The 23,871-nt window shown below is 61.8% G+C and carries 20 protein-coding genes and 1 tRNA gene; 8 read left to right on the plus strand and 13 right to left on the minus strand.

Going from position 1 to position 23,871, the window contains the following annotated elements:
* Positions 1–24 precede the first annotated feature (24 nt).
* From pgmG to ABF859_RS01030, 3 genes are all read right to left on the minus strand, one after another.
* A complete protein-coding gene (gene pgmG / locus ABF859_RS01020) occupies positions 25–1,431 on the minus strand; it encodes a phosphoglucomutase/phosphomannomutase PgmG (RefSeq protein WP_415525288.1) in 1,407 nt (468 codons plus the stop codon).
* Complete coding sequence (gene galU / locus ABF859_RS01025) at positions 1,431–2,315, minus strand: UTP--glucose-1-phosphate uridylyltransferase GalU (RefSeq protein WP_215745578.1); 885 nt, start codon at positions 2,313–2,315, stop codon at positions 1,431–1,433. Before galU ends, pgmG begins: the two co-directional genes overlap by 1 nt.
* 210 nt (positions 2,316–2,525) lie before the next feature.
* Positions 2,526–2,611, minus strand: a tRNA-Leu gene (locus tag ABF859_RS01030).
* A gap of 59 nt (positions 2,612–2,670) precedes the next feature.
* Here ABF859_RS01030 and lipB point away from each other — a divergent pair.
* Complete coding sequence (gene lipB / locus ABF859_RS01035; RefSeq protein ID WP_415525291.1) at positions 2,671–3,372, plus strand: lipoyl(octanoyl) transferase LipB; 702 nt, start codon at positions 2,671–2,673, stop codon at positions 3,370–3,372.
* On the opposite strand, the gene ABF859_RS01040 is transcribed toward lipB, so the two are convergent.
* On the minus strand, positions 3,353–3,946 hold the full coding sequence (locus ABF859_RS01040) for a LolA family protein (RefSeq protein WP_415525293.1): 594 nt from the start codon (positions 3,944–3,946) through the stop codon (positions 3,353–3,355). The two genes, lipB and ABF859_RS01040, sit on opposite strands and share 20 nt — an antisense overlap.
* On the minus strand, positions 3,943–4,257 hold the full coding sequence (locus tag ABF859_RS01045) for a BolA family protein (protein WP_415525295.1): 315 nt from the start codon (positions 4,255–4,257) through the stop codon (positions 3,943–3,945). The genes ABF859_RS01040 and ABF859_RS01045 overlap by 4 nt, the downstream gene beginning before the upstream one ends.
* A gap of 69 nt (positions 4,258–4,326) precedes the next feature.
* On the opposite strand from ABF859_RS01045, the gene ABF859_RS01050 reads away from it, so the two are divergent.
* The 3 genes from ABF859_RS01050 (at position 4,327) to ABF859_RS01060 (ending at position 7,927) form a co-directional block, all read left to right on the plus strand.
* The gene (locus ABF859_RS01050) at positions 4,327–4,947 is read left to right on the plus strand and encodes a DnaJ domain-containing protein (RefSeq protein ID WP_415525297.1); all 621 of its coding nucleotides are present in this window, start codon (positions 4,327–4,329) and stop codon (positions 4,945–4,947) included.
* An 87-nt stretch (positions 4,948–5,034) separates the two neighbouring features.
* Entirely contained in the window at positions 5,035–6,051 is a 1,017-nt protein-coding gene (gene cobS, locus ABF859_RS01055; RefSeq protein ID WP_415525299.1) for a cobaltochelatase subunit CobS, read from the plus strand.
* Positions 5,984–7,927, plus strand: a complete 1,944-nt coding sequence (locus ABF859_RS01060; protein ID WP_415525301.1) for a cobaltochelatase CobT-related protein — start codon at positions 5,984–5,986, stop codon at positions 7,925–7,927. The genes cobS and ABF859_RS01060 overlap by 68 nt, the downstream gene beginning before the upstream one ends.
* Here the strand turns inward: ABF859_RS01060 and ABF859_RS01065 are convergent.
* Both ABF859_RS01065 and ABF859_RS01070 read right to left on the minus strand, forming a co-directional pair.
* Positions 7,881–9,308, minus strand: a complete 1,428-nt coding sequence (locus tag ABF859_RS01065; protein WP_415525303.1) for a pyridoxal phosphate-dependent decarboxylase family protein — start codon at positions 9,306–9,308, stop codon at positions 7,881–7,883. The genes ABF859_RS01060 and ABF859_RS01065 overlap by 47 nt on opposite strands.
* Positions 9,309–9,387: 79 nt before the next feature.
* Positions 9,388–10,209, minus strand: a complete 822-nt coding sequence (locus ABF859_RS01070) for a DUF1217 domain-containing protein (RefSeq protein ID WP_415525305.1) — start codon at positions 10,207–10,209, stop codon at positions 9,388–9,390.
* A gap of 102 nt (positions 10,210–10,311) precedes the next feature.
* On the opposite strand from ABF859_RS01070, the gene ABF859_RS01075 reads away from it, so the two are divergent.
* Complete coding sequence (locus tag ABF859_RS01075) at positions 10,312–11,175, plus strand: DUF2125 domain-containing protein (protein ID WP_415525307.1); 864 nt, start codon at positions 10,312–10,314, stop codon at positions 11,173–11,175.
* Here ABF859_RS01075 and mfd read toward each other — a convergent pair.
* Entirely contained in the window at positions 11,164–14,685 is a 3,522-nt protein-coding gene (gene mfd / locus ABF859_RS01080) for a transcription-repair coupling factor (protein ID WP_415525309.1), read from the minus strand. The two genes, ABF859_RS01075 and mfd, sit on opposite strands and share 12 nt — an antisense overlap.
* 72 nt (positions 14,686–14,757) lie before the next feature.
* Between mfd and recG the strand changes: the two genes are divergently transcribed.
* The gene (gene recG / locus ABF859_RS01085) at positions 14,758–16,908 is read left to right on the plus strand and encodes an ATP-dependent DNA helicase RecG (protein ID WP_415525311.1); all 2,151 of its coding nucleotides are present in this window, start codon (positions 14,758–14,760) and stop codon (positions 16,906–16,908) included.
* A gap of 78 nt (positions 16,909–16,986) precedes the next feature.
* The gene (locus tag ABF859_RS01090) at positions 16,987–18,687 is read left to right on the plus strand and encodes a putative bifunctional diguanylate cyclase/phosphodiesterase (RefSeq protein ID WP_415525665.1); all 1,701 of its coding nucleotides are present in this window, start codon (positions 16,987–16,989) and stop codon (positions 18,685–18,687) included.
* A 56-nt stretch (positions 18,688–18,743) separates the two neighbouring features.
* On the opposite strand, the gene ABF859_RS01095 is transcribed toward ABF859_RS01090, so the two are convergent.
* A complete protein-coding gene (locus tag ABF859_RS01095) occupies positions 18,744–19,745 on the minus strand; it encodes a lipid A deacylase LpxR family protein (RefSeq protein WP_415525313.1) in 1,002 nt (333 codons plus the stop codon).
* Positions 19,746–20,022: 277 nt separating this feature from the next.
* Between ABF859_RS01095 and ABF859_RS01100 the strand changes: the two genes are divergently transcribed.
* A complete protein-coding gene (locus ABF859_RS01100; RefSeq protein ID WP_011251660.1) occupies positions 20,023–20,709 on the plus strand; it encodes a cold-shock protein in 687 nt (228 codons plus the stop codon).
* Positions 20,710–20,853: 144 nt separating this feature from the next.
* On the opposite strand, the gene smpB is transcribed toward ABF859_RS01100, so the two are convergent.
* Genes smpB through ABF859_RS01120 form a run of 4 tightly spaced genes read right to left on the minus strand, consistent with a single transcriptional unit; the run spans position 20,854 to position 23,847 of the window.
* On the minus strand, positions 20,854–21,348 hold the full coding sequence (smpB, locus tag ABF859_RS01105) for an SsrA-binding protein SmpB (protein ID WP_011251661.1): 495 nt from the start codon (positions 21,346–21,348) through the stop codon (positions 20,854–20,856).
* A gap of 8 nt (positions 21,349–21,356) precedes the next feature.
* Complete coding sequence (dapA, locus tag ABF859_RS01110) at positions 21,357–22,250, minus strand: 4-hydroxy-tetrahydrodipicolinate synthase (RefSeq protein WP_415525315.1); 894 nt, start codon at positions 22,248–22,250, stop codon at positions 21,357–21,359.
* A 38-nt stretch (positions 22,251–22,288) separates the two neighbouring features.
* Positions 22,289–23,122 carry a prephenate dehydratase gene (locus tag ABF859_RS01115; RefSeq protein ID WP_415525317.1) on the minus strand — a complete coding sequence of 278 codons (834 nt, stop codon included), beginning with the start codon at positions 23,120–23,122 and terminating at the stop codon, positions 22,289–22,291.
* Complete coding sequence (locus ABF859_RS01120) at positions 23,122–23,847, minus strand: 3-deoxy-manno-octulosonate cytidylyltransferase (RefSeq protein WP_415525319.1); 726 nt, start codon at positions 23,845–23,847, stop codon at positions 23,122–23,124. Before ABF859_RS01120 ends, ABF859_RS01115 begins: the two co-directional genes overlap by 1 nt.
* Positions 23,848–23,871: the final 24 nt, after the last annotated feature.

Raw genomic sequence — 23,871 nt, forward strand, 5'->3', positions numbered from 1 at the left:
CAGAAGACCGGAACCGATCGTGATTCAATAACCCGCATTCTCACCAGAGAAGTCGGGAACTTCGAGGCCGGAGGCTTCAAGCTGCGCGGCCAGAGCCCCCTTCAGACGATCAAGCCCGGCTTCGTCGCGGGCTTCAGCGCGCGCCACCAGAACCGCCTGCGTGTTGGAGGCACGCAGCAGCCACCATCCATCGGACGTGTTGACGCGCACGCCGTCGATTTCGGAGACATCGGCGCCTTCCGTGCGCAAACGGGCTGCCACCTCCCTGATGACCTCGAACTTGCGGGTATCATCGCAGGTAAAACGCAGTTCCGGCGTCGTGACCGTCACCGGCAGGCTGTCACGGAAATCTGAAAGCGGCCCCGGCAACCGTGAAACGATCCCCAGAACCCGCACGGCCGCATAAAGCGCATCATCAAAGCTGTACCACTTGTCGGCAAAGAAGATATGCCCGGACATCTCCCCGGCGAGTGGTGAGCCGGTTTCGGCCATCTTGGTCTTGATGGGCGAATGGCCCGTCTTCCACATCAGCGGCTGACCGCCGGCTTTGGCGATCTCATCGAAAAGGATCTGGCTGGCCTTCACATCCGCGATGATCGTGGCACCCGGATGACGGCTCAGAACGTCCTGTGCCAGCAGGACCAGCATCTGGTCCCCCCAGAAGATCTGCCCGCGATTGTCGACAATGCCGATCCGGTCCGCGTCGCCATCAAAGGCAATGCCGAGATCGGCCTGCTTTTCATCGACGACCCGGATCAGGTCCTGGAGATTCTTTTCGACTGTCGGATCAGGGTGGTGATTCGGAAAATGCCCGTCGATATCCCCGAAAAGAATGGTGTGTTCTCCGGGAAGACACTCTGTCAGGCGTTTCAGAACCTCGCCCGCAGCGGAATTGCCATTGTCCCAGACAACCCGCAGCGGCCGGATGCCATCGTAATCCTGCACCAGACGGTCAATATAGCGGCCGGAAATATCGGCCCTGACAGACGTGCCCTTCGCAACTGGCAGAACATCACCCGAAGCGGACAGAAGGCCCAGTTCACGGATCTGATCGCCGTAAAACGGCTTGCCGCCCATCATCATCTTGAAACCGTTATAGTCGGGCGGATTGTGGCTGCCCGTGACCATGACGGCACCGTCGGCACCATCGGCGACGGATGCGTAATAGAGCATGGGCGTCGGCCCGCAGCCGATCCGCGTGACATCCGCACCCGATTCGACCGCTCCCCGGACCAGCGCCTCTTCCAGAGCGGGCGAGGACAGACGCCCGTCATACCCGACCACGATCCGTTTCCCGCCCGCGCGGATCACCATGCTTGCAAAGGTGCGACCAATGGCAAAGGCGTCGGCAGGATGCAGCGTCTTTCCGACGACCCCGCGGATATCGTATTCCCGCAGGCTCGTCGGATCGAAATCATGCCGAAATGGCATCAGGGCGCATCTACATACTGCTTGTATTTCTTGAGGAATGCTTTCACGGACGCACCAAGATCCTCGCGGTCGATCGAGAAGGCGATCTGCGCTTCGAGGAAGCCGGCCTTGTCGCCACAGTCATAGCGAGTGCCTTCATAGCGCAGGCCATGGAACGGCACTTCACCGATCGTCTTGGCCATCGCGTCCGTCAACTGGACCTCATTGCCCGCGCCACGCTCCAGCTTTGCCAGATACTTCATGACGTCCGGCGTCAGCACATAGCGGCCGATGATGGACAGGTTCGAGGGAGCATCTTCCGGAGCCGGTTTTTCGACCAGTCCCTTCACTTCGACCAGCTTGCCATCGTCGCTGCCGACATCGAGAATACCGTAGCGGTTCGTATGCTCGGGCGGCACTTCCGTCACTGCCACGACATTGCCGCCGGTCTGGTTGTAGGCTTCGACCAGCTGGCCGATACAGCTCCGTCCCTTGACGATGTCGTCCGGCAGCAGGATGGCGAACGGATCGTCTCCGATGAAGGATCGTGCACACCAGATCGCATGACCCAGGCCCAGCGGCTCCTGCTGACGCACGGCCACGAGCGAACCGGCCTGCACGCTGCTCGGCGCAAGCGCTTCAAGCGCGCTTTTCTTGCCACGTTCCTTGAGAGTCGCCTCAAGTTCATAGGCAATATCGAAATAGTCGATCAGGCTGTCCTTACCGCGTCCGGTCACAAGACAGAACTCTTCGATCCCCGCTTCGCGGGCTTCATCGATCGCGTACTGGATCAGGGGCTTATCGACGACAGGAAGCATTTCCTTCGGCATGGCCTTGGTCGCAGGCAGGAACCGCGTACCGAGACCGGCAACAGGAAGGACAGCTTTTTTCAGTGGCTTGATCACGAAACCTCACACATCAGCCGAAATGACGCCCGACCGCCGAACCGGAAGTCCGGACGCTCTCAGGGACGTAAGAGCCATAACCCTGTCTCAATAGTCTGGCAACAAGATGGCACAGACCAGAAGACGAGCCAGAAACGCGCTATTCCCCGGAGGGGTTTGTTTTTCTGATATGTGATTTTGTACTGGGATACACCGACATCTGAATGTCAGTGGTGCGGCCGAGAAGACTCGAACTTCCACGGGGTTGCCCCCACAAGCACCTCAAGCTTGCGCGTCTACCATTCCGCCACGGCCGCCCCGTGACAAACGATCCTGCGTGGTGCATGACCGTCCGGTGTGGGAGGGGCTATAGCGGATGCCGAAAACAAGGGCAATGACCCGAAATGAGATTTGTGAAGAAATTTTGTGGAAGTCCTCTCCGGGACTGACATCCTATCCGGATGCCCTGGCCTTCATGGAAGGGCGCGCGCGCGCCATCCATGAAGGTGCGGCGGAGCCTCTGGTATGGCTGGTCGAGCATCCACCCGTCTTTACGGCGGGCACATCGGCAAAGGATGACGATCTCTACAATCCCCATGGCTACCCGACCTTTGCCGCCGGGCGCGGAGGGCAGTGGACCTATCATGGCCCCGGCCAGAGGCTCGGCTATGTCATGATGGACCTGACGCGCCAGAATGGAACCGTCCCGCCCCGTGACGTACGGGCCTTCGTGGCGGGACTGGAAGGCTGGATGATCGATTCCCTCGCCCGGCTCGGCGTCACGGCCTTCACCCGCGAGGGACGGATCGGCGTCTGGACGATAGACCCTCTCACGGGTCTTGAAGCCAAGATCGGCGCATTGGGTATCCGCGTCAGCCGCTGGGTGAGCTGGCATGGCGTCTCCATCAATGTCAGCCCGGATCTGAATGACTTCGATGGCATCGTCCCCTGCGGCATCCGCGAGTTCGGCGTCACCAGCCTCCAGCGATTCGACAGCAGCCTGACGATGAAGGACCTGGATGACGCCCTCGCCGCCTCATGGCCGGGGCGCTTCGGCTCTATCCCGCGGGCGGCGTAAAGACGGAGGGCACGATCATCACCCCCTGCCGCACGTCTGAGAGCAGAACGCCAAAATGATGCTGCCGGGCATCCACGCCCTGCAAGCCGAGGAGGCTGAGCTGTCCATTCACGTCCGAGAACTGGATCGTCAGCAGACCCTGTGACGGGTTGTCCGCCTGCGCCACGGAGATCTGGAGCGATCCGTTGCCATGGCGCACATCGGTGACCTGCACGTCCCCGTCAAAGCGGATCGGGTATTTCAGCAGCAGACCGAGCGGATTATGGCGGAGCGACAGATGCGTGACGGCGCCCGTCGCCTGATCGTCCAGCACGAGATGTCCCTCACCGGCCACCAGTTCCATGGGATGCGGCACGATGTAATCGAGCCTCAGATGCCCCGGCACATAGGAAAAACGCCCTTCGCTCTGTCCCGCATCAGGTCCCCGCTGCACAAAGGCGGCCTGCAATCCCCGGAGGCCGTTCAGATAGGCCTCGATACGCTTCACATCGTTCTGGTCCGATTTGGGAAGATGACCATAACCGCCTGTCGCACAGCCCGAGAGCAGCAGAAGGGCCAGAAGAGCGCGTTTCATGGGGTTTTCTCTCCATGGAGGACCAGTGAAAGCGCATGAAGTCCGGAACTGAACTCATCCGCCAGCAGACCATTGACCAGTCGGTGGCGCGCCACCCGGTTCAATCCGTCAAAACGGGCACTCGTGATGGCGATATTGAAATGCGTCTCCCCGCCGCCGCCAAGCGCCTTTGCTCCGGCATGATGGGCATGACGGGCGCTGTCATCGTGGATTTCCAGACGGGTCGGTGCCAGTTCCCGTTGAAGGATGGCTGCAATCCTCTCCCTTCGGGTGGATGGCGACGTGGAAGACCGTGAAGCTGTTTCAGGCATGATGAAAATCGTCCGGCTTGAGGAATGCCCGCTTGCATCGGGCCACTGTGATTGCCCATATCAGACACCATGCAGCGCAAATCCACCAGACACCGGGCCTTCGATCCCGATCCTGACGCGCCGGAACAGGTCTGTGACCATCCGGGCTGCAATGAATCTGCCGGCTATCGGGCGCCGCGCGGGCGTGATGCCCTGCGCTCGTATTTCTGGTTCTGCCTCGACCATGTCCGCGAATATAATTCCCGCTGGGACTTTTACCGCGGCATGACTCCGGGGCAGATCGAGGCGCATCTTCGCGCAGACGTCTCATGGCAGCGCCCCTCCTGGAAACTCGGCACCGGCACGGCCAACAAGGCGGAGTTCAACGAGGAGGACATCCTCGATCCGCTGGACATTCTTGGCGCCTCCCGGCACAGCCGCGCGGAACGTGCGAAGGATGCGGCCCGACAGCGCGCCTCCACACAGGCGGCCGGAATCCCCGAACCCCTGCGCCAGCCGCTGGCCACGCTGGACCTGACCTGGCCGGTCTCGTTCGATGACGTGAAGAGCCGTTACCGCGCCCTCGCCCGGCAGCATCATCCGGATGCCAATATCGGCGATGCGAAATCCGAGGAGCGCTTCAAGGCCATCGGCTCGGCCTATGCCGTGCTGAAAGTGCATTTCACGCGTCAGGACGATTTCGTTTCCTGAATTTTTAGACTGGAACAGATCGCGCCAAAGCCCCATCTTCACGGGACATCTCCTGCTCCAGAGACCTAACGAAAGCCTGTCAGACCCATGAGTGATTTCGCAACGATCGAGACCCCGGAAGCCGTGACCACCGCTGAAAGCACAGCCGTCCCGACCAGCGTTCTCGGCGTCCCGGACCTCACGGTGTCTTCAGCCGAGGTCTTCGGCATCCGCACCGACATGCAGGTCCCGGCCTATTCGGTGCGTACGGAACACGTCCCCGACATCGACCCGTCCTACAAGTTCGATGAAGACACGACCCGCGCCATTCTCGCGGGATTCGCCTTCAACCGTCGCGTCATGGTCCAGGGCTTCCATGGCACCGGCAAGTCCTCCCATATCGAACAGATCGCCGCACGCCTGAACTGGCCCTGCGTCCGCATCAACCTCGACAGCCATGTCTCGCGGATCGACCTGATCGGCAAGGACGCCATCGTGCTCAAGGACGGCAAGCAGGTCACCGAGTTCCGCGAAGGTCTGCTGCCGTGGTGCCTCCAGCATCCCTGCGCCCTGATCTTCGACGAATATGATGCGGGCCGTCCGGACGTAATGTTTGTCATCCAGCGTGTCCTGGAGGCTGAAGGCCATCTGACGCTTCTGGACCAGAACCGCGTCATTCGTCCCAACCCGGCCTTCCGTCTCTTCGCCACGGCCAACACGGTCGGCCTGGGCGACACAACTGGCCTGTATCACGGTACCCAGCAGATCAATCAGGGCCAGATGGACCGCTGGAACATCGTGGCGACCCTGAACTACCTGCCGCTCGAACAGGAAGTCGGTATCGTCACGTCCAAGCTGAAGATCCCTGCGGACGACAAGGACGCCACGACGCTGGTCGAGCGCATGGTTGCGCTGGCGAACCTCACCCGCTCCGGCTTCATGGCGGGAGACATCTCCACCGTCATGTCGCCGCGCTCCGTGATCGCCTGGGCCGAGAACAACCGCATCTTCAATGATGTGGCATTCTCCTTCCGCCTGACCTTCCTCAACAAGTGTGATGAAGCCGAGCGCGGTATCGTGGCTGAGTACTATCAGCGCTGCTTCAACGCTTCGCCGCTGGCCTGATCTCTTGTCCACTCCCCCGACTTCCCTTACCGACGAGCAACGGCAGGAACGCTTCCGTCAGGCCACCGTCGCCACCCTGCGTGCCATGGGCGGTGCGCCGGAACAGGGCGTGGACTTCCAGGGTGCCGTCAACGGAAGCCGCCAGAACCAGGCCGATGCCGGAAACGTGGAACTTCCCTATCTGTCGCGCCACATGCACGACTGGGAAATCCGCAAGATCCGCGGGGCTGCGGACGCCGCCGCCCTGCGAATGCGCTATCATGCCGAAAAGGGCACGAACACACCCTCCGAGCCCATAGCCCGACAGGCTTTCGATGCGCTTGAACAGGCCCGCTGCGAAGTCTACGGCTCGCGGCACATGGCTGGTGTCCGCGCCAATCTGGAACAGCGCGTGGCCCAGCAGTGCGCCGAGCTGGGCTGCAACCGCATGAAAACGCGCGAGGACATGCCGGCCCCCGTGGCACTGGACCTCCTCGCCCGTGAAGCCATGAGCGGCCACCCCATGCCGGTTCAGGCCGGAGCGGCGCTGGACGAATGGCGCGCCTCCCTGACACCCGCCGCCACGGCGGCACTTGCCGAGATGGCCCGCACCCAGAGCGACCAGACAGCCTTTGCCCGCGCCACAACCCGCTTCCTCGGCGCCTGCCATCTCACGACCGTGCCTGATGAGGACGAGGAGCAGATGGCCCCGTCCGACCTGCCCTCCGACGAAGAGGAAACTACGGACAGCGAAGCCCCTGAAACCGACGGTCAGGATCAGCAGGCCCCCGCGGCGGACGAGGAAGAAGACGGCTACCAGCCCGAGAGCGGTGAAACAGGCCTGTCTGGCGAAAGTGAAGCCACCGAATCCGCTGATATGTCGGAAGACGGCACTGAAGAAGCCGCCGGCCCCTCCGACCAGCAGGCCGAAACGGCTCCCTTCGAAGCAGCGAACACCTACAAGGCTTACACAACGGATTTTGACGAAGAAGTCAGCGCTTCGGACCTGTGTGACCCCGATGAACTGGACCGCCTGCGCCAGAAACTCGATCAGCAGATGTCCCAGTTGCACGGCCTTGTTTCCCGGCTGGCGCACCGCCTGCAGCGCCGCCTCATGGCGCAGCAGCAGCGCCGCTGGGAGTTCGAGCAGGAAGAAGGCATTCTCGACGCCGGGCGTCTCTCCCGCGTCGTAACCAATCCCACCCTCCCGCTCTCGTGCAAGCATGAATGCGAGACGGAGTTCCGCGACACGGTCGTTACGCTCCTGATCGACAATTCCGGTTCCATGCGCGGCCGGCCGATCGGAACGGCGGCCATCTGCGGTGATATCCTGGCCCGTACGCTTGAGCGCTGCGGCGTGAAAGTCGAGGTCCTCGGCTTCACGACACGGCAATGGAAAGGCGGCCAGAGCCGCGAACGCTGGCTCAAGGCCGGGCGCCCCCCCGAACCCGGCCGACTGAACGATCTGCGTCACATCATCTACAAGGATGCCGATACGCCTTTAAGGCGTGCCCGGCGTAATCTGGGGCTGATGCTGCGCGACGGCCTGCTTAAGGAAAACATTGACGGTGAAGCCCTGCTCTGGGCCTGGAAACGCCTGCGCCGCCGTTCGGAGCATCGCCATATCCTGATGGTGATTTCCGATGGTGCGCCCGTCGATGACAGTACGTTTTCCGCCAACCCGCACAACTATCTGGAAGATCATCTCCGGCAGGTGATTGCCCGGATCGAGGCGGATCGCAGCACTGAACTTCTGGCCATCGGTATCGGGCATGACGTGACGCGCTATTACCGCAACAGCGTCACCATCAGTTCCGCCGAAGATCTCGGCGGAACCATGATGTCCCAGCTCAGCGCCCTGTTTGCGCCTTCAGCCGGTCGTCGCGCAGCGCGATAACCGCGTCCAGCATCCGGTCGGTATGGACGGTCGTGGTGCGGTGATTGACGATCGCCGCCCGCACTGCCAGCCGACCGTTGATCTTCGTCGTGGACGGTGCGGCAATCCCGCTTTCCTGCAGATCCTGTACCAGTTCCGAAACCTCCGTATCCTCAAGACCGTCGATCCCGAAACAGACGATATTCAGCGTCACGGGTGCCAGCAGCGTCAGCCCCTCCGTCCGCTCGACCCTCCGTGCCAGATCAGCCGCAACATCACAGCAGGTCTCGACCATCTGCCCCATGCGTTCGGCGCCATAATGCCCCAGCGTCATCCAGACCTTGAGCGCACGGAAACCACGGGACAGATCCGGCCCGAAATCACAGAACCATGGAGCTCCGGCCGCCAGTCCGCGATCTTCGCGCGTCAGGTAATCCAGAGACTGGGCAAAGGCCGCGGCGTGCTTTCGGCTGTCACGCACCAGCACACAACCCGCATCATATGGAACCTGCGCCCATTTATGGAAATCGAATGCCAGACTGTCCGCTTTTCCAATTCCGGAAAGCTGAGGCTGAAAATGCTCTGACAGGCAGGCCAGCGCCCCGAACGCCGCATCGACATGGAACCAGAGCCCGGCCTCCCGGGCGACCCCCTCGATCGCCGCCAGATCATCAATTGCGCCACAATCGACTGTTCCAGCCGTTCCAGCCACCATGAACGGCACCAGACCGGCTTCCTGGTCCGCTGCAATCATCGATCGTAGCGCCACAACATCCATGCGGTGATCCGCCAGAACCGGCACCCGCCGAAGCGCATTGCTACCCAGGCCGGCCAGATCGAACGCCCGCGGCAGACATCCATGGGCTGTCGTCGCGGCATAACCCACCAGGCCACGTCCCCCGACACCATCCCTGCGGATGGACAGATCCTGCGCCCGGCTCGCAGTAATGACGCTGATGAAATTGGCCATGGATGAACCCGTCACCAGACAGCCCGATCCATCCTGCGGCATCCCGACCATCTCCAGGGCCCAGCGGATCACCTCACGTTCGACCTCGATCGGCGCGTGATCACGCCCGCCACAGTTGGCATTCAGCCCACCGGCCAGCATCTCCGCCAGCATCCCGACGGGTGTCCCCGCGCCATGCACCCATCCCATAAAACCGGGATGCGTGTTTCCCACGCCATAAGGCACGACCAGTTCAAGGTATCGCCCATACAGTTCGTCGAGCGAATGTCCCTTTTCCGGAAGACCTTCCTTCAGGGCCTGACGCGCATCAGGCGGCATCGGACGCCAGACCGGCCCCTCTCCCACATGCTCCATGCGGTCAAAGACCTCATCGAGCATCCGGTGTCCCATGTCACGGATGCCGCTCCAGTCCGTGGGGTCCAGTCCGGCCATGAGATTATCCCTCTACCTGAAATCCATCAGGTGTCTGCGATACAGGCCCTCTCGCGCGATGTCACGCCAGGAAAAACGCTCAGAACAGGGCAGAATATAATGATGAACCGCTGTCGCTGCCGGAGTTTCCGGTAAAGAGCGACAGGATGCCCGTCGTGGAACCATTTCCCCCATACAGGGTCAGCATGCTTGCAGGCGTCGTGGTCGCCGTGGGATGAATCTGCAACAGGGCAAGATACTGCTGTGCGAACTGCTGGATCCCCTTGGTCGTGCTGAGCTTGGACATGTCGAGTTTCGATCCCAGCAGACGCACCTGCTGATCGTAATCCAGCGCACCAAACTGCGTGGTATCGAAACCGGAGACGACTTCCGCAACCTTGAGAAGCTTCGGGTCAGCCATCACGTTCTCGAGACTCATGTTCGTCGTCGCAGTCCGCGTAAAGTACAGCGCGTCCCCCAGACCCGGCGTCTCTGTTTCCAGACTGTCTTCGTAACTGTTGGTCAGATAGCTTTGCGTGATACTCTGGATGGTGTCGGACGATGCCAGAGGAGACGTCGACCAGTCGGAAAATGCCTTCGCAAACGCCTTCCAGGACGCGTTTCCACTGGTCTGGGCAAGAGATTTGGCGGAGGTCGGATCCTGCGTCATGAGCTTCGTCAGGACGGCCGTCTCACCAATCGCCTTGGACATTCCGTAAGCCCCAAGAACAACCTTGAGCGCCTTATAGTTTTTCAGGAGCTGCTGAGGCGTCTTGATCGAAGAGGCATCCTTCTGGAAAGCCGTGACAGCCTGCTGGGCGGAAACGCTTGTTTTTTCCCACTTGTTCGCCGAAGCCTGTTCATCCTTGATGATCGAGACATACTGCGGAATGGCGGGCATGGCGGAAATGGAAGAAGACATGCGTATTTCTCCGGAAAAGGAGTAGGTCCGTCATTCTATCCCTTCATTCCCTAAGACAGTCTTAACGTTCTCACCCTTCTCTCCAGCACCCGGAATCCCTTTATGTTCAGTCGCCTTACGATCCTTGCCGCGACGGCCGCGCTTCTGATGCCTGCCATGGCCGGCGCCTCCACGCTCTCCAATCTCCCGGCGTCCTGCTTTACCTATGAACTCGCTGGCACAAAGAGCGCCGCGCATGACCTGACTGCAAAAACCCTTCATGCCACGCTGACCGGAACTGACATCACGCTCGACATTCATGGTGTGACCCTGTCCGACCCATCGGGTCATGTGGAAAGCGCTACGCTGGAGCGCTTCAATGCCGTTGCCGCCTATGCCGCTCTCAGTGCCTTTCGGGGAGGCATCAGTGCCGCCTGCAGGGACCAGAGCCTCGGGATCAACAGCAGCGATATCCGTACAGGTACGCCACAGGCAACGTGGACAAATGTCACACTCGCCCGTCCCGGCCACGACATGACCATCCGCAGGGCGTCGATCCAGGCTGTCCAGACCACACCGGATCTGCGCCTGAAGGTGGAGGGCACGGGCATCCACGACACCAAACAACCGCTTATGCCCACACAGCTCTCGGCTGATCTCACGGTCCAGGGCCTCGATACCGCACGTCAGCAGATCACGATCAACGCCCTGCATGCCATCTCCGGCACCAGCGCCATTGATGGCAAGGGCACCATCGAGCCCGGCGCCACGGCGTCAACCTCGGCGGCGGATCTCCATGTGAGTGTCACGAATGTCGAAACCCTGATCGGCGAAATCCGTGACACCGCACCGAAGAAGGTCGTGGCTGCCCTGACCATTGCCCGGCTGATGGGACGTCAGAGCGGAGACGCGACCCTGTGGGACATCGGACTGAGCGGCGGTGTCGTGACCGTCAACCGCATTCCGCTGCCGTTCTCAGTCCCCTGAGTTCGCCGCTTCAAGTTTGCGGATCATCTTGCACAGAACGGTCGTGACCTTCTTGGCATAGCCAATGCGGGTCGCGTTCGTCATCTCGCGGATGACTGCAAGCTTGTGATCGGGGCGGATCTTCACGCCCGACTCCTTCTTGCGCGTCACCCAGTCAATCAGCGCAGCCGGATTACGGAACCGGTTGCGGCGGAACTGGATCACCATCCCCTTCGGTCCGGTTTCAAGACGCTCCACCCCGGCTTCCCGGCACAGACGCTTGATCAGCACCACATCGAGCAGATTGCCGACTTCCGGCGGAAGCGATCCGAAACGATCCACCAGTTCGGCGCGCATGGCCTCGACCTCGGCCTCGTTCGTCAGCGATGCAATGCGCCGGTACAGCCCCAGACGCACCGGCAGGTCTGGCACATAGGCTTCGGGGATCAGCACCGGCAGGCCGAGAATGATGGTCGGGGTCCAGCTATCTTCGTCGTCCTGACGCTTGCCGCGCTCACGACGCATATCAATGACGGCGTCTTCGAGCATCTGCTGATACAGCTCGATCCCGACTTCCTTGATATGCCCGGACTGTTCGTCACCCAGCAGGTTGCCCGCACCACGCAGATCCAGATCATGGGAGGCCAGCGTGAAGCCAGCGCCCAGTGAATCCAGCGTCTGCATGACCTCAAGCCGCTTTTCCGACGCCGGAGACAGCGGACGTGTCTGCGGCCAGGTCAGATACGCATAGCCACGCTGCTTGCCCCGCCCGACACGTCCACGAAGCTGGTAGAGCTGCCCCAGTCCGAACATGTCCGCCCGATGGATGATGATCGTGTTGACGCTCGGCATATCCAACCCGCTTTCCACGATATTGGTGGAGAGCAGGATGTCGTATTTCCCGTCCGCGAACTCCGTCATGACACGTTCGAGTTCCGTGGGCGTCAGGCGTCCATGGGCCTGAACGGTCTTGGCGTCCGGCACGATTTCCGTCAGGCGCTCGGCCATCCGGTCCATATCCGCCAGCCGCGGTACGACGCAGAAAATCTGGCCGCCGCGGAACCGCTCCCGCTGGATCGCCTCGCGGATCATGACGCTGTCGAAGGGCGTTATGAATGTGCGTACCGCCAGACGGTCCGTTGGCGGCGTTGCGATGAGGCTCATTTCCCGCACGCCAGACAGCGAAAGCTGAAGCGTTCTGGGCAGTGGCGTGGCCGACAACGTCAGGACATGCACGTCCTCACGCAGCGCCTTCAGACGTTCCTTATGCGCCACGCCGAAATGCTGCTCCTCGTCGATGATCAGAAGGCCCAGCCGATCAAACGCGACGCTCTTGGCCAGCAGCGCATGGGTGCCAACGACGATATCCACTGTACCATTCGCCATGCCCTCGCGGACCTTCGTGGCTTCTTTGGGCGTTATTAGACGTGAGAGCTGCGCGACATTGACCGGAAAGCCCTCAAAGCGTGTCGAGAAACTGCGGAAATGCTGGCGGGCCAGAAGTGTCGTCGGCACCACGACCGCGACCTGCATCCCCGAAAGTGCGGCCACGAACGCCGCCCGCAGTGCCACTTCCGTCTTGCCGAAACCCACATCACCACAGACCAGCCGATCCATCGGCCGCCCGGCGCTCATGTCTTCCAGCACGTCCGCAATCGCGCGGGACTGGTCTTCGGTCTCCACGAACGGGAAGCGCGCGCAGAACTCGTCCCATAGCCCTTCAGCCGGTGCGAGCGTCGGCGCATCCTTGAGCGCACGGGCTGCGGCTGTCTTGATCAGCTCACCCGCCATGACGCGGATGCGGGACTTCATCTTGGCCTTGCGCGCCTGCCAGGCGGTCCCGCCCAGCTTGTCGAGCTGCACCCCGGCCTGCTCGGAACCGAAACGGCTCAGAAGTTCGATATTCTCGACCGGCAGAAGAAGCCGCTGTTCTCCATCATAGAGGATCGACAGGTAGTCGTGCGCGACGCGGCCTTCGACAACCGTCTCCAGCCCGACATAGCGCCCGATCCCGTAATCGGAATGAACGACCAGATCCCCTTCCGCGATCTCGCCCACCTGCGAAATGAACTGCTCGCCACGCTTGCGACGGCGGGGCGGTCGGGAAATCCGCTCCCCCAGAAGATCCTGCTCGGAGACGAAGCACAGACGATCCGAGACGAACCCGCGCTCCAGCCCCAGCGTCAGCAGGCCGGTCGTGCCTTTCGGCATTCCTGCTGCATCCGGCCAGTCCTCATAGGACGTGGCCGTGACGCCATGCTCTGCCAGCAGATGCGAGATCCGTTCCCGCGACCCACGGCTCCAGGCCGTGACATAGGTCCTGCGCCCTGCCTCGGCCCAGGTTTTCACCTGCTGCCCGAAAGCTTCGAACATCCCTGCCCGGCTTCCGTCCTTGGCGCGGGCAAACAGCGGGCCGGGCCGGTATCCTGCGTCCACGCCCTGAGCTGTGTCCGGCATGGCAAACGCATTGAGGATGACGGAGGGCACATCCGCCAGCATCGCCTCCCAGCCGTGAGCATCCAGATACAGCCGGTGCGGCGGCAGCGGGCGGTACGGGATCTCGCCTTCCCGCGTTGGGACACGTCGGGCCTGATAATGATCGGCGATCATGTCCAGCCGGGCCTTGAGGATTTCCGGCGCATGATGGTCGAAACTGACCGCCCCGCCCGGCAGGTAATCCAGCAGCGTTTCCATCTGGTGTCCGTCACCATCATGGAAAAGCGGCAGATAATGCTCCAGCCCCGGATAGCGGCGCCCGTCCGAGACGTTCTCGTAGATCGTATCGGATGTTGCGGCTGGGCCGAACGAATCGCGCCAGCCTGTCCGGAAGCGGCTGATGCTGTCCGGGCCGAGCGAGAACTCGGACACCGGGCGCAGCTCGAAGCGCTTCAGCGTTTCGGTGGAACGCTGCGTGCCGACATCGAACGCGCGGATATTCTCGACTTCATCCCCGAACAGGTCCAGCCGGATTGGGTCGCTTTCGCCGGCTGGGAACAGATCGAAAATCCCGCCCCGCGTCGCGAACTCACCTGCCTCCATGACCGTATCGGTCCGGGTGTAGCCATTGGCCACCAGCAGCTCGATCAGCATGGCCTGATCGAGGCTCTCGCCCGTCTTCACACTGATGGACTGTCCCCGGAACGCCGAGCGCGGGGGCACGCGCTGCACCAGACTGTGCACGGTCGTCAGAACGATCCGCCGCGCTTTCGTGGGCTCCAGCAGACGACAAAGCGTCCCGGCCCGTTCGGCGATCAGAACCGGATTGGGCGAGACGCGGTCGTAAGGCAGGCAGTCCCAGGCCGGCAGACGCAGAACCTCCACTTCCGGCATGAGCCAGGCCAGCATGTCGGCCAGCGCGGCCACGGCGGCGTCATCGCGCGCAACGTGAAGCAGGGGGCCGTCATGCTCGGCAAGGCGCTGTCGGAGAAGAAAGGCCACACTGCCATCCGGCACGCCCCAGACGGTTGGGCCAAAAGACCTGCCGAAGGAGGCTGTGGACATTTCACGGGTCATGGTTTCGTTTTGTTCCATCCTGCTAATGCCCTATACCTGCCGTTCCATCGCCTGTCAGCCCGAGGAGCACGGGAAGCGCCCGTTGTCACGATGCCGTCCGAACCGTTCCCGCAGTCTCTCCCCTCCCATCCCGACACGGAACAGCGCCCCGAAGCCCGGGACGAACGTCTCGCCCCCCTCTTCGCACCGCTGACAAGCCTGCCCGGCATCGGTCCCCGGCACGCTACCCTGCTGGAGAAGATCGCGGGCGGCCGCCGCGTGCTGGATCTGCTGTTCACCCTGCCCGAACGGGTTGTTGACCGGCGCATTCTGCGCACAGTCGCAGAAGGACACAATCTCGCACCCGGCGAAATCCTGACAGCCCATGTCCGCGTCCTCTCCCTGCGCAAGGCCGGCCGCCCCGGACAGCCGTCCATCATCCGCACCGAGGACGACACCGGGAAGCTCGATCTGGTCTTCTTCCAGACGCGCAACATGCCCAGCCCGACGGTTGGCGCCGAACTCCTCGTCTCCGGCAAGACCGGAACCTTTCAGGGCGATCTGACGATGCCCCAGCCCGACCATGTCGTAAGCTGGGCCAAACGCGACAGCTTTCCCTCGCTCGAACCCGTCTGGCCCCTGACCGCAGGCCTGTTTCCCTATACGGTTCGCAAGGCCATGCGCGCCGCCCTGACGCTCCTGCCCGATCTCCCGGAATGGCTGGACCCGGCTCTCGTCACCCAGCGGAAATGGCCGTCTTTCACGCAGGCCCTGCGCCTGATGCAGTCCCCCGAGATCATTCCGCCCGAAATCGCCTGGGAGCCTGTCCGCAACCGCGCCCTGTCCCGCCTCGCCGCCGATGAACTTCTGGCCGATCAGCTCTGTTTCGGGCTTGCGCGCCTTAAGGCCCGGGAGCGGCACGGACGCAGCTTGCCCGGCACCGGCGAACTCCAGGCCGAAATGCTGCGCCGCTTCGGCCACAAACCGACCCACGCCCAGACCATCGCCATTGCCGAAATCGCCGCCGATCTTTCGGCCTCAACGCCCATGATGCGGCTGCTTCAGGGCGATGTCGGCGCGGGCAAAACCTTCGTGGCCATGAACGCCATGCTTCAGACCGTCGAGTCTGGCGCGCAGGCTGCCCTTATGGCACCCACAGAAATTCTTGCTCGCCAGCATTTTGAAACGCTCTCCCGTCTCTGTCCGACCGAATGCGTCTATCTGAGCGGCACCATCAAGGGCGCGGCCCGGCGCAAGGCGCTTGCGGCCATCGTAGATGGAAGTGCGAAAATCGTCGTCGGCACCCATGCCCTGTTTCAGGATGGCGTGACTTTCCATGATCTCGGCCTCGCCGTCATTGACGAGCAGCACCGATTCGGCGTTCGCCAGCGCATGAACCTGAGCGCCAAGGGCGAAGCGACGGACATTCTCGTCATGACCGCAACGCCCATTCCCCGCACACTCCAGCTCATGGAATGGGGTGAAATGAGCGTCAGCCGACTGGACTCGAAACCGCCGGGCCGCCAGCCGATTCGCACGACCCTGCACAGCATGGACTCGCTCGACAGCGTGCTCGCGGGAATCAGCCGCGCCCTGCGTGACGGAGTTCAGGTCTTCTGGGTCTGCCCTCTCATCGAAAACAGCGAAACGCAGGCCGCCGCAGCGGCGGAAGAGCGCTGGGCCTCACTGGAGCAGCGCTTTGAGGGGCTTGTGGGTCTCGCGCACGGCAAACAGGACATCACCGTCCGACAGGACGCGCTGGACACGTTCCGTCTCGGCAAAACGCGCCTCCTCGTCGCTACGACCGTCATCGAAGTGGGTGTGGATATCCCCGCTGCCTCCGTCATGGTCATCGAACAGGCCGAACGCTTCGGTCTGGCCCAGCTCCACCAGCTTCGCGGACGCGTCGGGCGCGGCTCGAAACAGTCTTTCTGTCTGCTGCTCCACGACAGGGCCGCCACACCGACCGCCGTCCGGCGTCTGAGCCTTCTGCGCGACACGAATGACGGCTTTCTGATCGCCGATGAGGATTACCGGATCCGCGGCGGGGGAGACATCGCTGGCGACCGGCAGTCCGGACTTCCCGGCTTCCGTCTGGCGCAGGGTGCGCGTCTCAGCCTGCTCCTGACCGCCATGCAGCAGGACAGCGAGCGCGAAATCGCCCGCAATCCACATCTGGAAGGTCCCCGGGGCCATGCGCTCAGACTTCTTCTGGAAATATTTGACCGAAATGACACGGACAGACTTCTGATTTCCGGTTAGACAGAAAAGTTCATGTGGACATCATTCTGTCCCTTGATCAGTAATGCATTCAACTGAATTTCATGGAGTACACGCGTGATGAGCAGTCCTGCCAGAGACGCTCAGAAAGAGACCCTGCACGAATACTCTGGCACCTCTTCGGAAAGCCGCTCCCTCCTCTTTCGCCTGCTGCTGCCCGCGACGGGGGGATCCGCTGTCGCCCTGCTGGAAATCACTGCCATCGGCACACCGTGTCTCCTCCAGTCCGCCGGAACCATTCCGGCAGTGCTGCACGAGGCGGCCGCAGGCAGGATCATTCTTGCGGCGAATCAGGAGCAGGGTGGTTCCTCCGTGTTCTCCTGCCCGTTTCCTGAGAACTGCTCCCTCATCGGGCTGGCTCTCCCGAACAGGTCGGTTGAAGGCAAGGCCCCGCAGTTCCTCATCGCCCTCTGCCCCTCTGGCAAAAGCTTCTCTCCAACGGCCCGATGCTCCCTTCAGGACGTCGCGGCCCAGCTTGCCAGTGAAACGGCAGGACATCCGGGCAAGTCAGCCCTTCCCGCCCGGGAGGAAAGCCTCCGCGTCCTGCACCAGTTCATGGAAAAGACGGCGAAGCTCTCCAGACGGGCCGTTTTCAGCCTGATCCATCTCAATCTGGATCATCTCTCGCTGATCAACGAACGTTACGGATGGGACACGGCTGATCTGATCCTTGCGGAAATGATCCGGCGTCTCAAAGCCGTTCTGCCCGAAGGCTGTTTCCTGAGTTCGATCGGGGGCGGTCATTTCATGGTCCTGACCCCTCCGGGAACGACGGCCGTCACGACGCGCTCGCTGGTCAACGCAATCCTGCGGATTTCCAGCACACCCGTCTCGCTGGATATGGGGGCCATTCCCTTCTCGATTTCCGCAGGCTGGAGCGTCTACCCGCAGGACGCCGAGGACGCGAACCAGTTGATCCTCGCCGCCCGCGCCGCCTTGACCGAGGCCAACCGCACCGGCGGCGGACACGAGCGTCGCGCCAGTGCGGAACTCACCAACGCGTATGCCATCACCTCCAATCTCGAGCAGGATCTGCTCAAGGCGGTCGGGGATGATGCTCTTTTTCTGAAATGGATGCCCATCGTCGATACGGCATCCCAGAAAATCGTCGGGCATGAGGCCCTTCTGCGCTGGAACCGCCCCGGTCATGGCGAAGTCGCCCCGAACCTGTTCATCCGCTACGCCGAGGAAGTCGGCATGATCGAGGCACTCGATAGCTGGAGCCTGCGCAATGCCTGCCTGGCCGCCCTGCGCTGGCCAACTCCCCTACGGGTCTGTGTGAATGTCTCGCCCGTCTGGCTGGTCAACGAGCGGCTTGCACCCCTCGTCGATACTGTTCTGACGGAAACCGGCCTTCCTCCCGGACGCCTGCAGATCGAACTGTCGGAATGCAGGCCCTTCGGTCCGTCCGATATCGCCTTTCGCGAACTCTCCCGCGTCCGCGCCCTGGGCGTACGCCTTGCCATCGATGATTTCGGGGCGGGCTATTCCTCACTGGAACGGCTGCGGATCTACCCGCTGGACCAGATCAAGCTCGACCGGGCCTTCGTCCAGTATCTGGGTGAGGACATGCGTGCCGATGAGATCATGTACGCCATCCTCTCCCTTGCCCGTTCCCTGAACATCACCTGCTGCGCGAAAGGGGTGGAAACGGAGCACCAGATGGCGCTGCTCGATGCCAATGGCTGCGAGGAAGTCCAGGGCTATCTGCTGGGAGCCCCGGTCCGGGACAGCCACGTCCCGCATCTCGCCCAGATATGAAAAAAGGCCACTTCCCGTAAGGAAAGCGGCCTTTTCAATTCCCGATCCCGGAAGCGTCAGAACTTGACCGAGAGCTTGAGCGATCCGTAGTTGAACAACCCGGCCTTCTGCGTCTGGAACTGGGCCGTCTGCCAGTTCTGGCTGTAGGACAGGCGGACGCCATGCCACATCACGGCAACGCCCGCGTGGATCTCACCCACATCCCAGACCTTGTCGACATGCGGTGCATTGGGACGGACCGTGCTGCCCTGAAGCGTCACGTCATACCCCACGGCCTGTCCTTCGACGCCGCCATAGAAATACCAGGCGAAAGGACGAGTCGCGCGGAAGGCATCCGTGCCGTCCAGCCCCGGTCCGATCGTCGCGTTGCCAAAATCACTGTCGAGCCCCTGCCCGATGCGGAACGTCGTCGCAACATCGGCATAGGTCCGATAATCACCCGCCGCACCCGAAATCGCCGGCAACACGTCGGCATGAATGCCATAGACATTCAGGACCGGCAGACGCCAGATCCGGCCAGCCTGGACCTGAAAGATCGGCTGGTTCGCAAGCTGGTGCCCCCAACCCGTGCTCGGGGTATCGCTGATGGCCTTGTGGAATCCGTTCTGGACCTGACGCCCGAGTCCTGACGGACCAAGCATGCCGAACTGGATTCCCATTACGGTCCGGGAAAGGTCGGTATCGTTGATGAGGTTCACCGTCCCCAGAAGCAGACCGGCATAGGGCCGGTCGCCCTTCGGCGGATTATCGGCCTGCGTGTCGCGCGGCGTATCGATGATCTGCTGCAGACCGATGCTGATACGCTGGACACCCTCACCCATGAGAGTGCGGTTCAGCTTCGCGATCGGGCGGGGTAGATTATCCGTCCCGGACGTCCAGTTGATGCGCAGACCAGACGTATAATACTGATCCGACGTCCCTTTCAGTGTTGAAATGGCGTCATTTTCACCCTGGACGGTCCAGGTTCCGTACGGATCCTGCAACGGCGTGGCCATGGCAGTGGAAGACAGCGCCAGCACGGCAGTGGCTCCAATGGAAAAAGTCAGTCGGCTTCGCATGGGCACCTCTGTTACGCGCGGGATCGGGAACCACCAAGTACTGGGAAACGTGTGTATGTCATTTTCACGACCGGAATCAAAGTGTCGACGGGTCTCATCCCAATCTTAAAATTAGCGCGAGTTATGTTTCAGCCCCATATTCCCTGTGGCAGAGAAGGAAAAAAGCGTGCTAGGGATTGCTGCAGGAGAGAAACAGCGTCGTTTTTTTCCAAATTTTTGAAATTACGTCACGGCAGGGTCCGCCCTATCATGACACCCCAGTCTCGGGATTAGACCGTTGAGAAACAACAGAACCGACCGCAGCAGCTTCAACTCACCTCGCCGCGGCGGGTTTGACGACACATACTCGTCCCAGCCGTCCTATGGCGATCGTGGAGGCTTTGGTGGTGGAAATGGTGGTGGCGGCTACGGCGCGCCCCGTCGTAACAGCTTCGTCGCAGCTTCAGGCCCGGAAATCAGCTCCCGCGTGAAGTGGTTCAACACTGAAAAGGGCTTCGGCTTCGTTGAACTGTCCGATGGCTCGGGCGACATCTTCCTGCACGCCAACGCCCTCACCAATGCTGGTGTCAGCAACGTGAACCCGGGCGCGACCGTTGTGGTCCGCATCGGCCAGGGTCCGAAGGGCCGTCAGGTCGCTGAAGTCCTCTCCGTTGACGAGAGCACTGCAGAAGCACCGCGTCCCCGCGCTGCTTTCGGTGACCAGCCCCGCTTCGGTGGTGCACGTCCGGGCCGTCCGGCTCCTGACCTGTCCCGCGCTGAAGACATGCGTGGCACGGTCAAGTGGTACAACGCCACGAAGGGCTTCGGCTTCATCACGCCGGAATCCGGTGGCAAGGACATCTTCGTTCATGCGTCCGCTCTCGAGCGCTCCGGCCTGCCGACGCTTGACGAAGGCCAGACGATCAACGTCAAGGTTGTTCAGGGCCAGAAGGGTCCGGAAGCTGCTGAAATCAGCGCTGACTGAATGATCCGGACTTCGGTCTGACTAAAAAGCCGCTGCCAGCCTTTGCTGCAGCGGCTTTTTTTCATGTCTTCATCCCGGCAGCAAGCATGAAAAAAGGCCGGGAAATCCCGACCTTTCCCACCATTATTCCCAGATCGAACCGGATCAGTAGTCCTTGCCGCTACTCCGCACCAGTCTGGCCTTGTCGCGTTTCCAGTCACGCTCGGCAATGGCATGCCGCTTGTCTTCCTTGCGCCGCCCCTGACCCAGACCAAGCGTTACTTTCGCCATGCCACGGGCATTGAAGTGAATATCCAGCGGCACAAGACTGGCGCCCGCACGACTGACCGCCCCAAGAAAATGAGCGATCTGCTTGCGGTGCATCAGCAGCTTGCGGGGTGCACGAGGCTCGAAACGGGAAAGAACGCCCCCCTGATATTCCGGAATATAGGAATTGAAGAGCCAGATTTCCCCATCACGCTCGGCTGCATAAGCCTCCGTGATCGTCGCCCGTCCGAGACGGAGGCTTTTTACTTCCGGCCCTTTCAGGACGATTCCCGCTTCCGTCGTCTCCAGAATCGTATAGTCAAACCGCCCTTTGCGGTTCTGGGCGGCCATTCCATGAGAAATCATGCCGCTCTTGGTTTTCTTTCCCGCCATACCTGCAATCAGTCCAGAAGCTCGAGGGAACGCAGAGCCTCGTCGATTGCCCGGCGCGTTGCCTCCTGTGGCTCGACCAGAGGCAGGCGCAGCGTCGCGTTGCACAGACCCAGACGCGACAGGGCGTATTTCACCGGTCCGGGATTGCTTTCCATGAACATGGCATCATGCAGCGGCGTCAGATGATCCTGAATGGCGATCGCATCCTCGATCCGCCCTTCCTGCCAGGCCAGATGCATGTCGGCGCACAGATGCGGCACGACATTGGACGTCACACCAATGCATCCGTCACCCCCCGCGGCAAGGAATGACAGGACACTGTTGTCGTCACCTGAAAGCTGGTTGAACGGCTTGTCTACGACACGACGTACCGCAATCGGCCGGGCCATGTTGGCCGTGGCGTCCTTGGTTCCAACGATATTCGGGTGTTCAGCAAGACGCGCCATGGTCGCGACCGAGATGTCCACGACAGAGCGGCCCGGAATGCAGTACAGGAAGAGCGGCAGCGGTGTTGCATCGGCGATCGTCATGAAATGACGGTACAGCCCTTCCTGCGATGGTTTGTTGTAATACGGCACAACCACCAGCACGCTGTCGGCTCCGACAGAATGGGCATGTTTGGCCATGATGACGGCTTCGGACGTACTGTTGGAGCCGGCGCCGGCCATGACCCGCACCCGGCCATTCGCCGTCTCGACGCAATGCGCCACAACACGCCCATGCTCTTCATGTGAGAGCGTCGGGCTCTCGCCCGTCGTGCCGGCCGGGATGAGACCTGTGGTACCCGCTTCGATCTGACGCTCGATCAGCTTTGCCGAAACGTCGAAATCAATCCGTCCGTCAGGATGCATCGGAGTGACGAGAGCCGTCAGCGACCCCTGATACATGCTCGTGTCAGCCATTGTTCCGCCTTCTGTCATGGGCTCTGCCTGTCCTGCCCTCACGCCTGACGCGAGAGGCTGCTTGGGTAAACACCCAGAATTCTCAGATCGTCGCTGACCTGCTCCAGTTCCGTGAGCGCCGCCGCCAGAGGGGCCTGTTCCGGATGCCCTTCGACATCCATCAGGAACTGCGTCGCCGCGAACGAACCGTCCAGCATATAACTTTCGATCCGCGTCATATTGATACCATGCCGGGAAAATCCACCCAATGCCGCATAGAGCGCGCCCGGACAGTTTCCAACCCGCATCAGCAGGGTCGTGAGCACATCTGTGCGTTCAGGGGAAGGAATGCAAGGTTTTCGGGCGACGCGATAAAAACGCGTCGTGTTGTGCGAGGCGTCCTCCACATTGCTGCGCAGCACCACCAAGCCGTTCAGTTCCGCTGCGAGCGAAGACGCAATCGCCGCATCCTCCCTGCGGCCCCACTGCGCGACCATTTCCGCCGCGCCAGCCGTATCGAACTGTATGACGGGCTCTACACCCAGTTCGCTGATCAGCTTGCGGACCTGACCCATCGCGACCGGATGCGTGTGAATCCGCCGTACGTCCCCGATTTCTGCCCCCGGCACGCCAAGCAGGCAGTGCTCCACACGCTGGAAATATTCCCCGACGATATGAAGTCCGGCATCGGGCAGGAGCGAGTGAATGTCCGGCACCCGCCCGGCGAGTGTATTCTCACACGCCAGCAGTGCCTCGTCGGCCCGGCCGTCATGGACCGCATCGATCGCATCGGCAAAGGTCGGACAGGGCAGCGTCGTCCAGCCGGGTCGCGCCTGACGGCAGGCCAGATCGGAATAGGCGCCGGGACGGCCCTGAAATGCAATGACCGACATCAGGCCAACCCTCTCACATGTTCCAGATCAGCAGGCGTATCCACGCCCTGAGGTGCATGGTCAATCCTCGCACAGCCGATCGTCATACCTGCCTCCAGCGCGCGAAGCTGTTCCAGACTTTCCCGCCGCTCCAGCGCGGAAGGGGCAAGAGACACGAAACGCTCCAGCGCCTGCCGCCGCCAGGCATAGACCCCCACATGATGCCAGTGCGGCCCCTCGCCCCAGGGAATGGGCAGACGTGAGAAATACAGCGCCCGCGTCACGTCATTCTCACCGAACGCACAGGCAATTTTCACGACCTGCGAGGCCTCGCGCTCGGTCTCGCCCGTCACCGGAGCCGCCAGCGTGCCTATGTCGAACGCCGGATCTTCCAGCGGCTTCAGGACAGCCGTAAGACTGGACGGCTCAATCAGCGGCAGATCCCCCTGAAGATTGATCACGACATCATGCACGCCATCCGGGTCCACCTTCGCCAGTGCCGCATGAACCCGGTCCGAGCCGCTCGCCAGCGCCGAGTCGGTCAGAACGCCGTGGACGCCGGGAATATCCCTGACGACATCAAGGATCTCCGCATCTCCCGCCGCCACGACCACCGGCCCGATCTTTGCCGCCAGCGCCCGACGGACAACACGGACGATCATTGGAACACCACCAATATCAGCGAGGGGCTTGCGCGGCAGACGGGTCGAAGCAAGTCTGGAGGGAATGACGATGATCGGATACATGGCCCCTCTGATGCCGCCCGCCAC

The organism is Gluconobacter sp. (genome assembly GCF_047722525.1).
In the GTDB taxonomy this organism is placed as follows: Bacteria; Pseudomonadota; Alphaproteobacteria; order Acetobacterales; family Acetobacteraceae; genus Gluconobacter.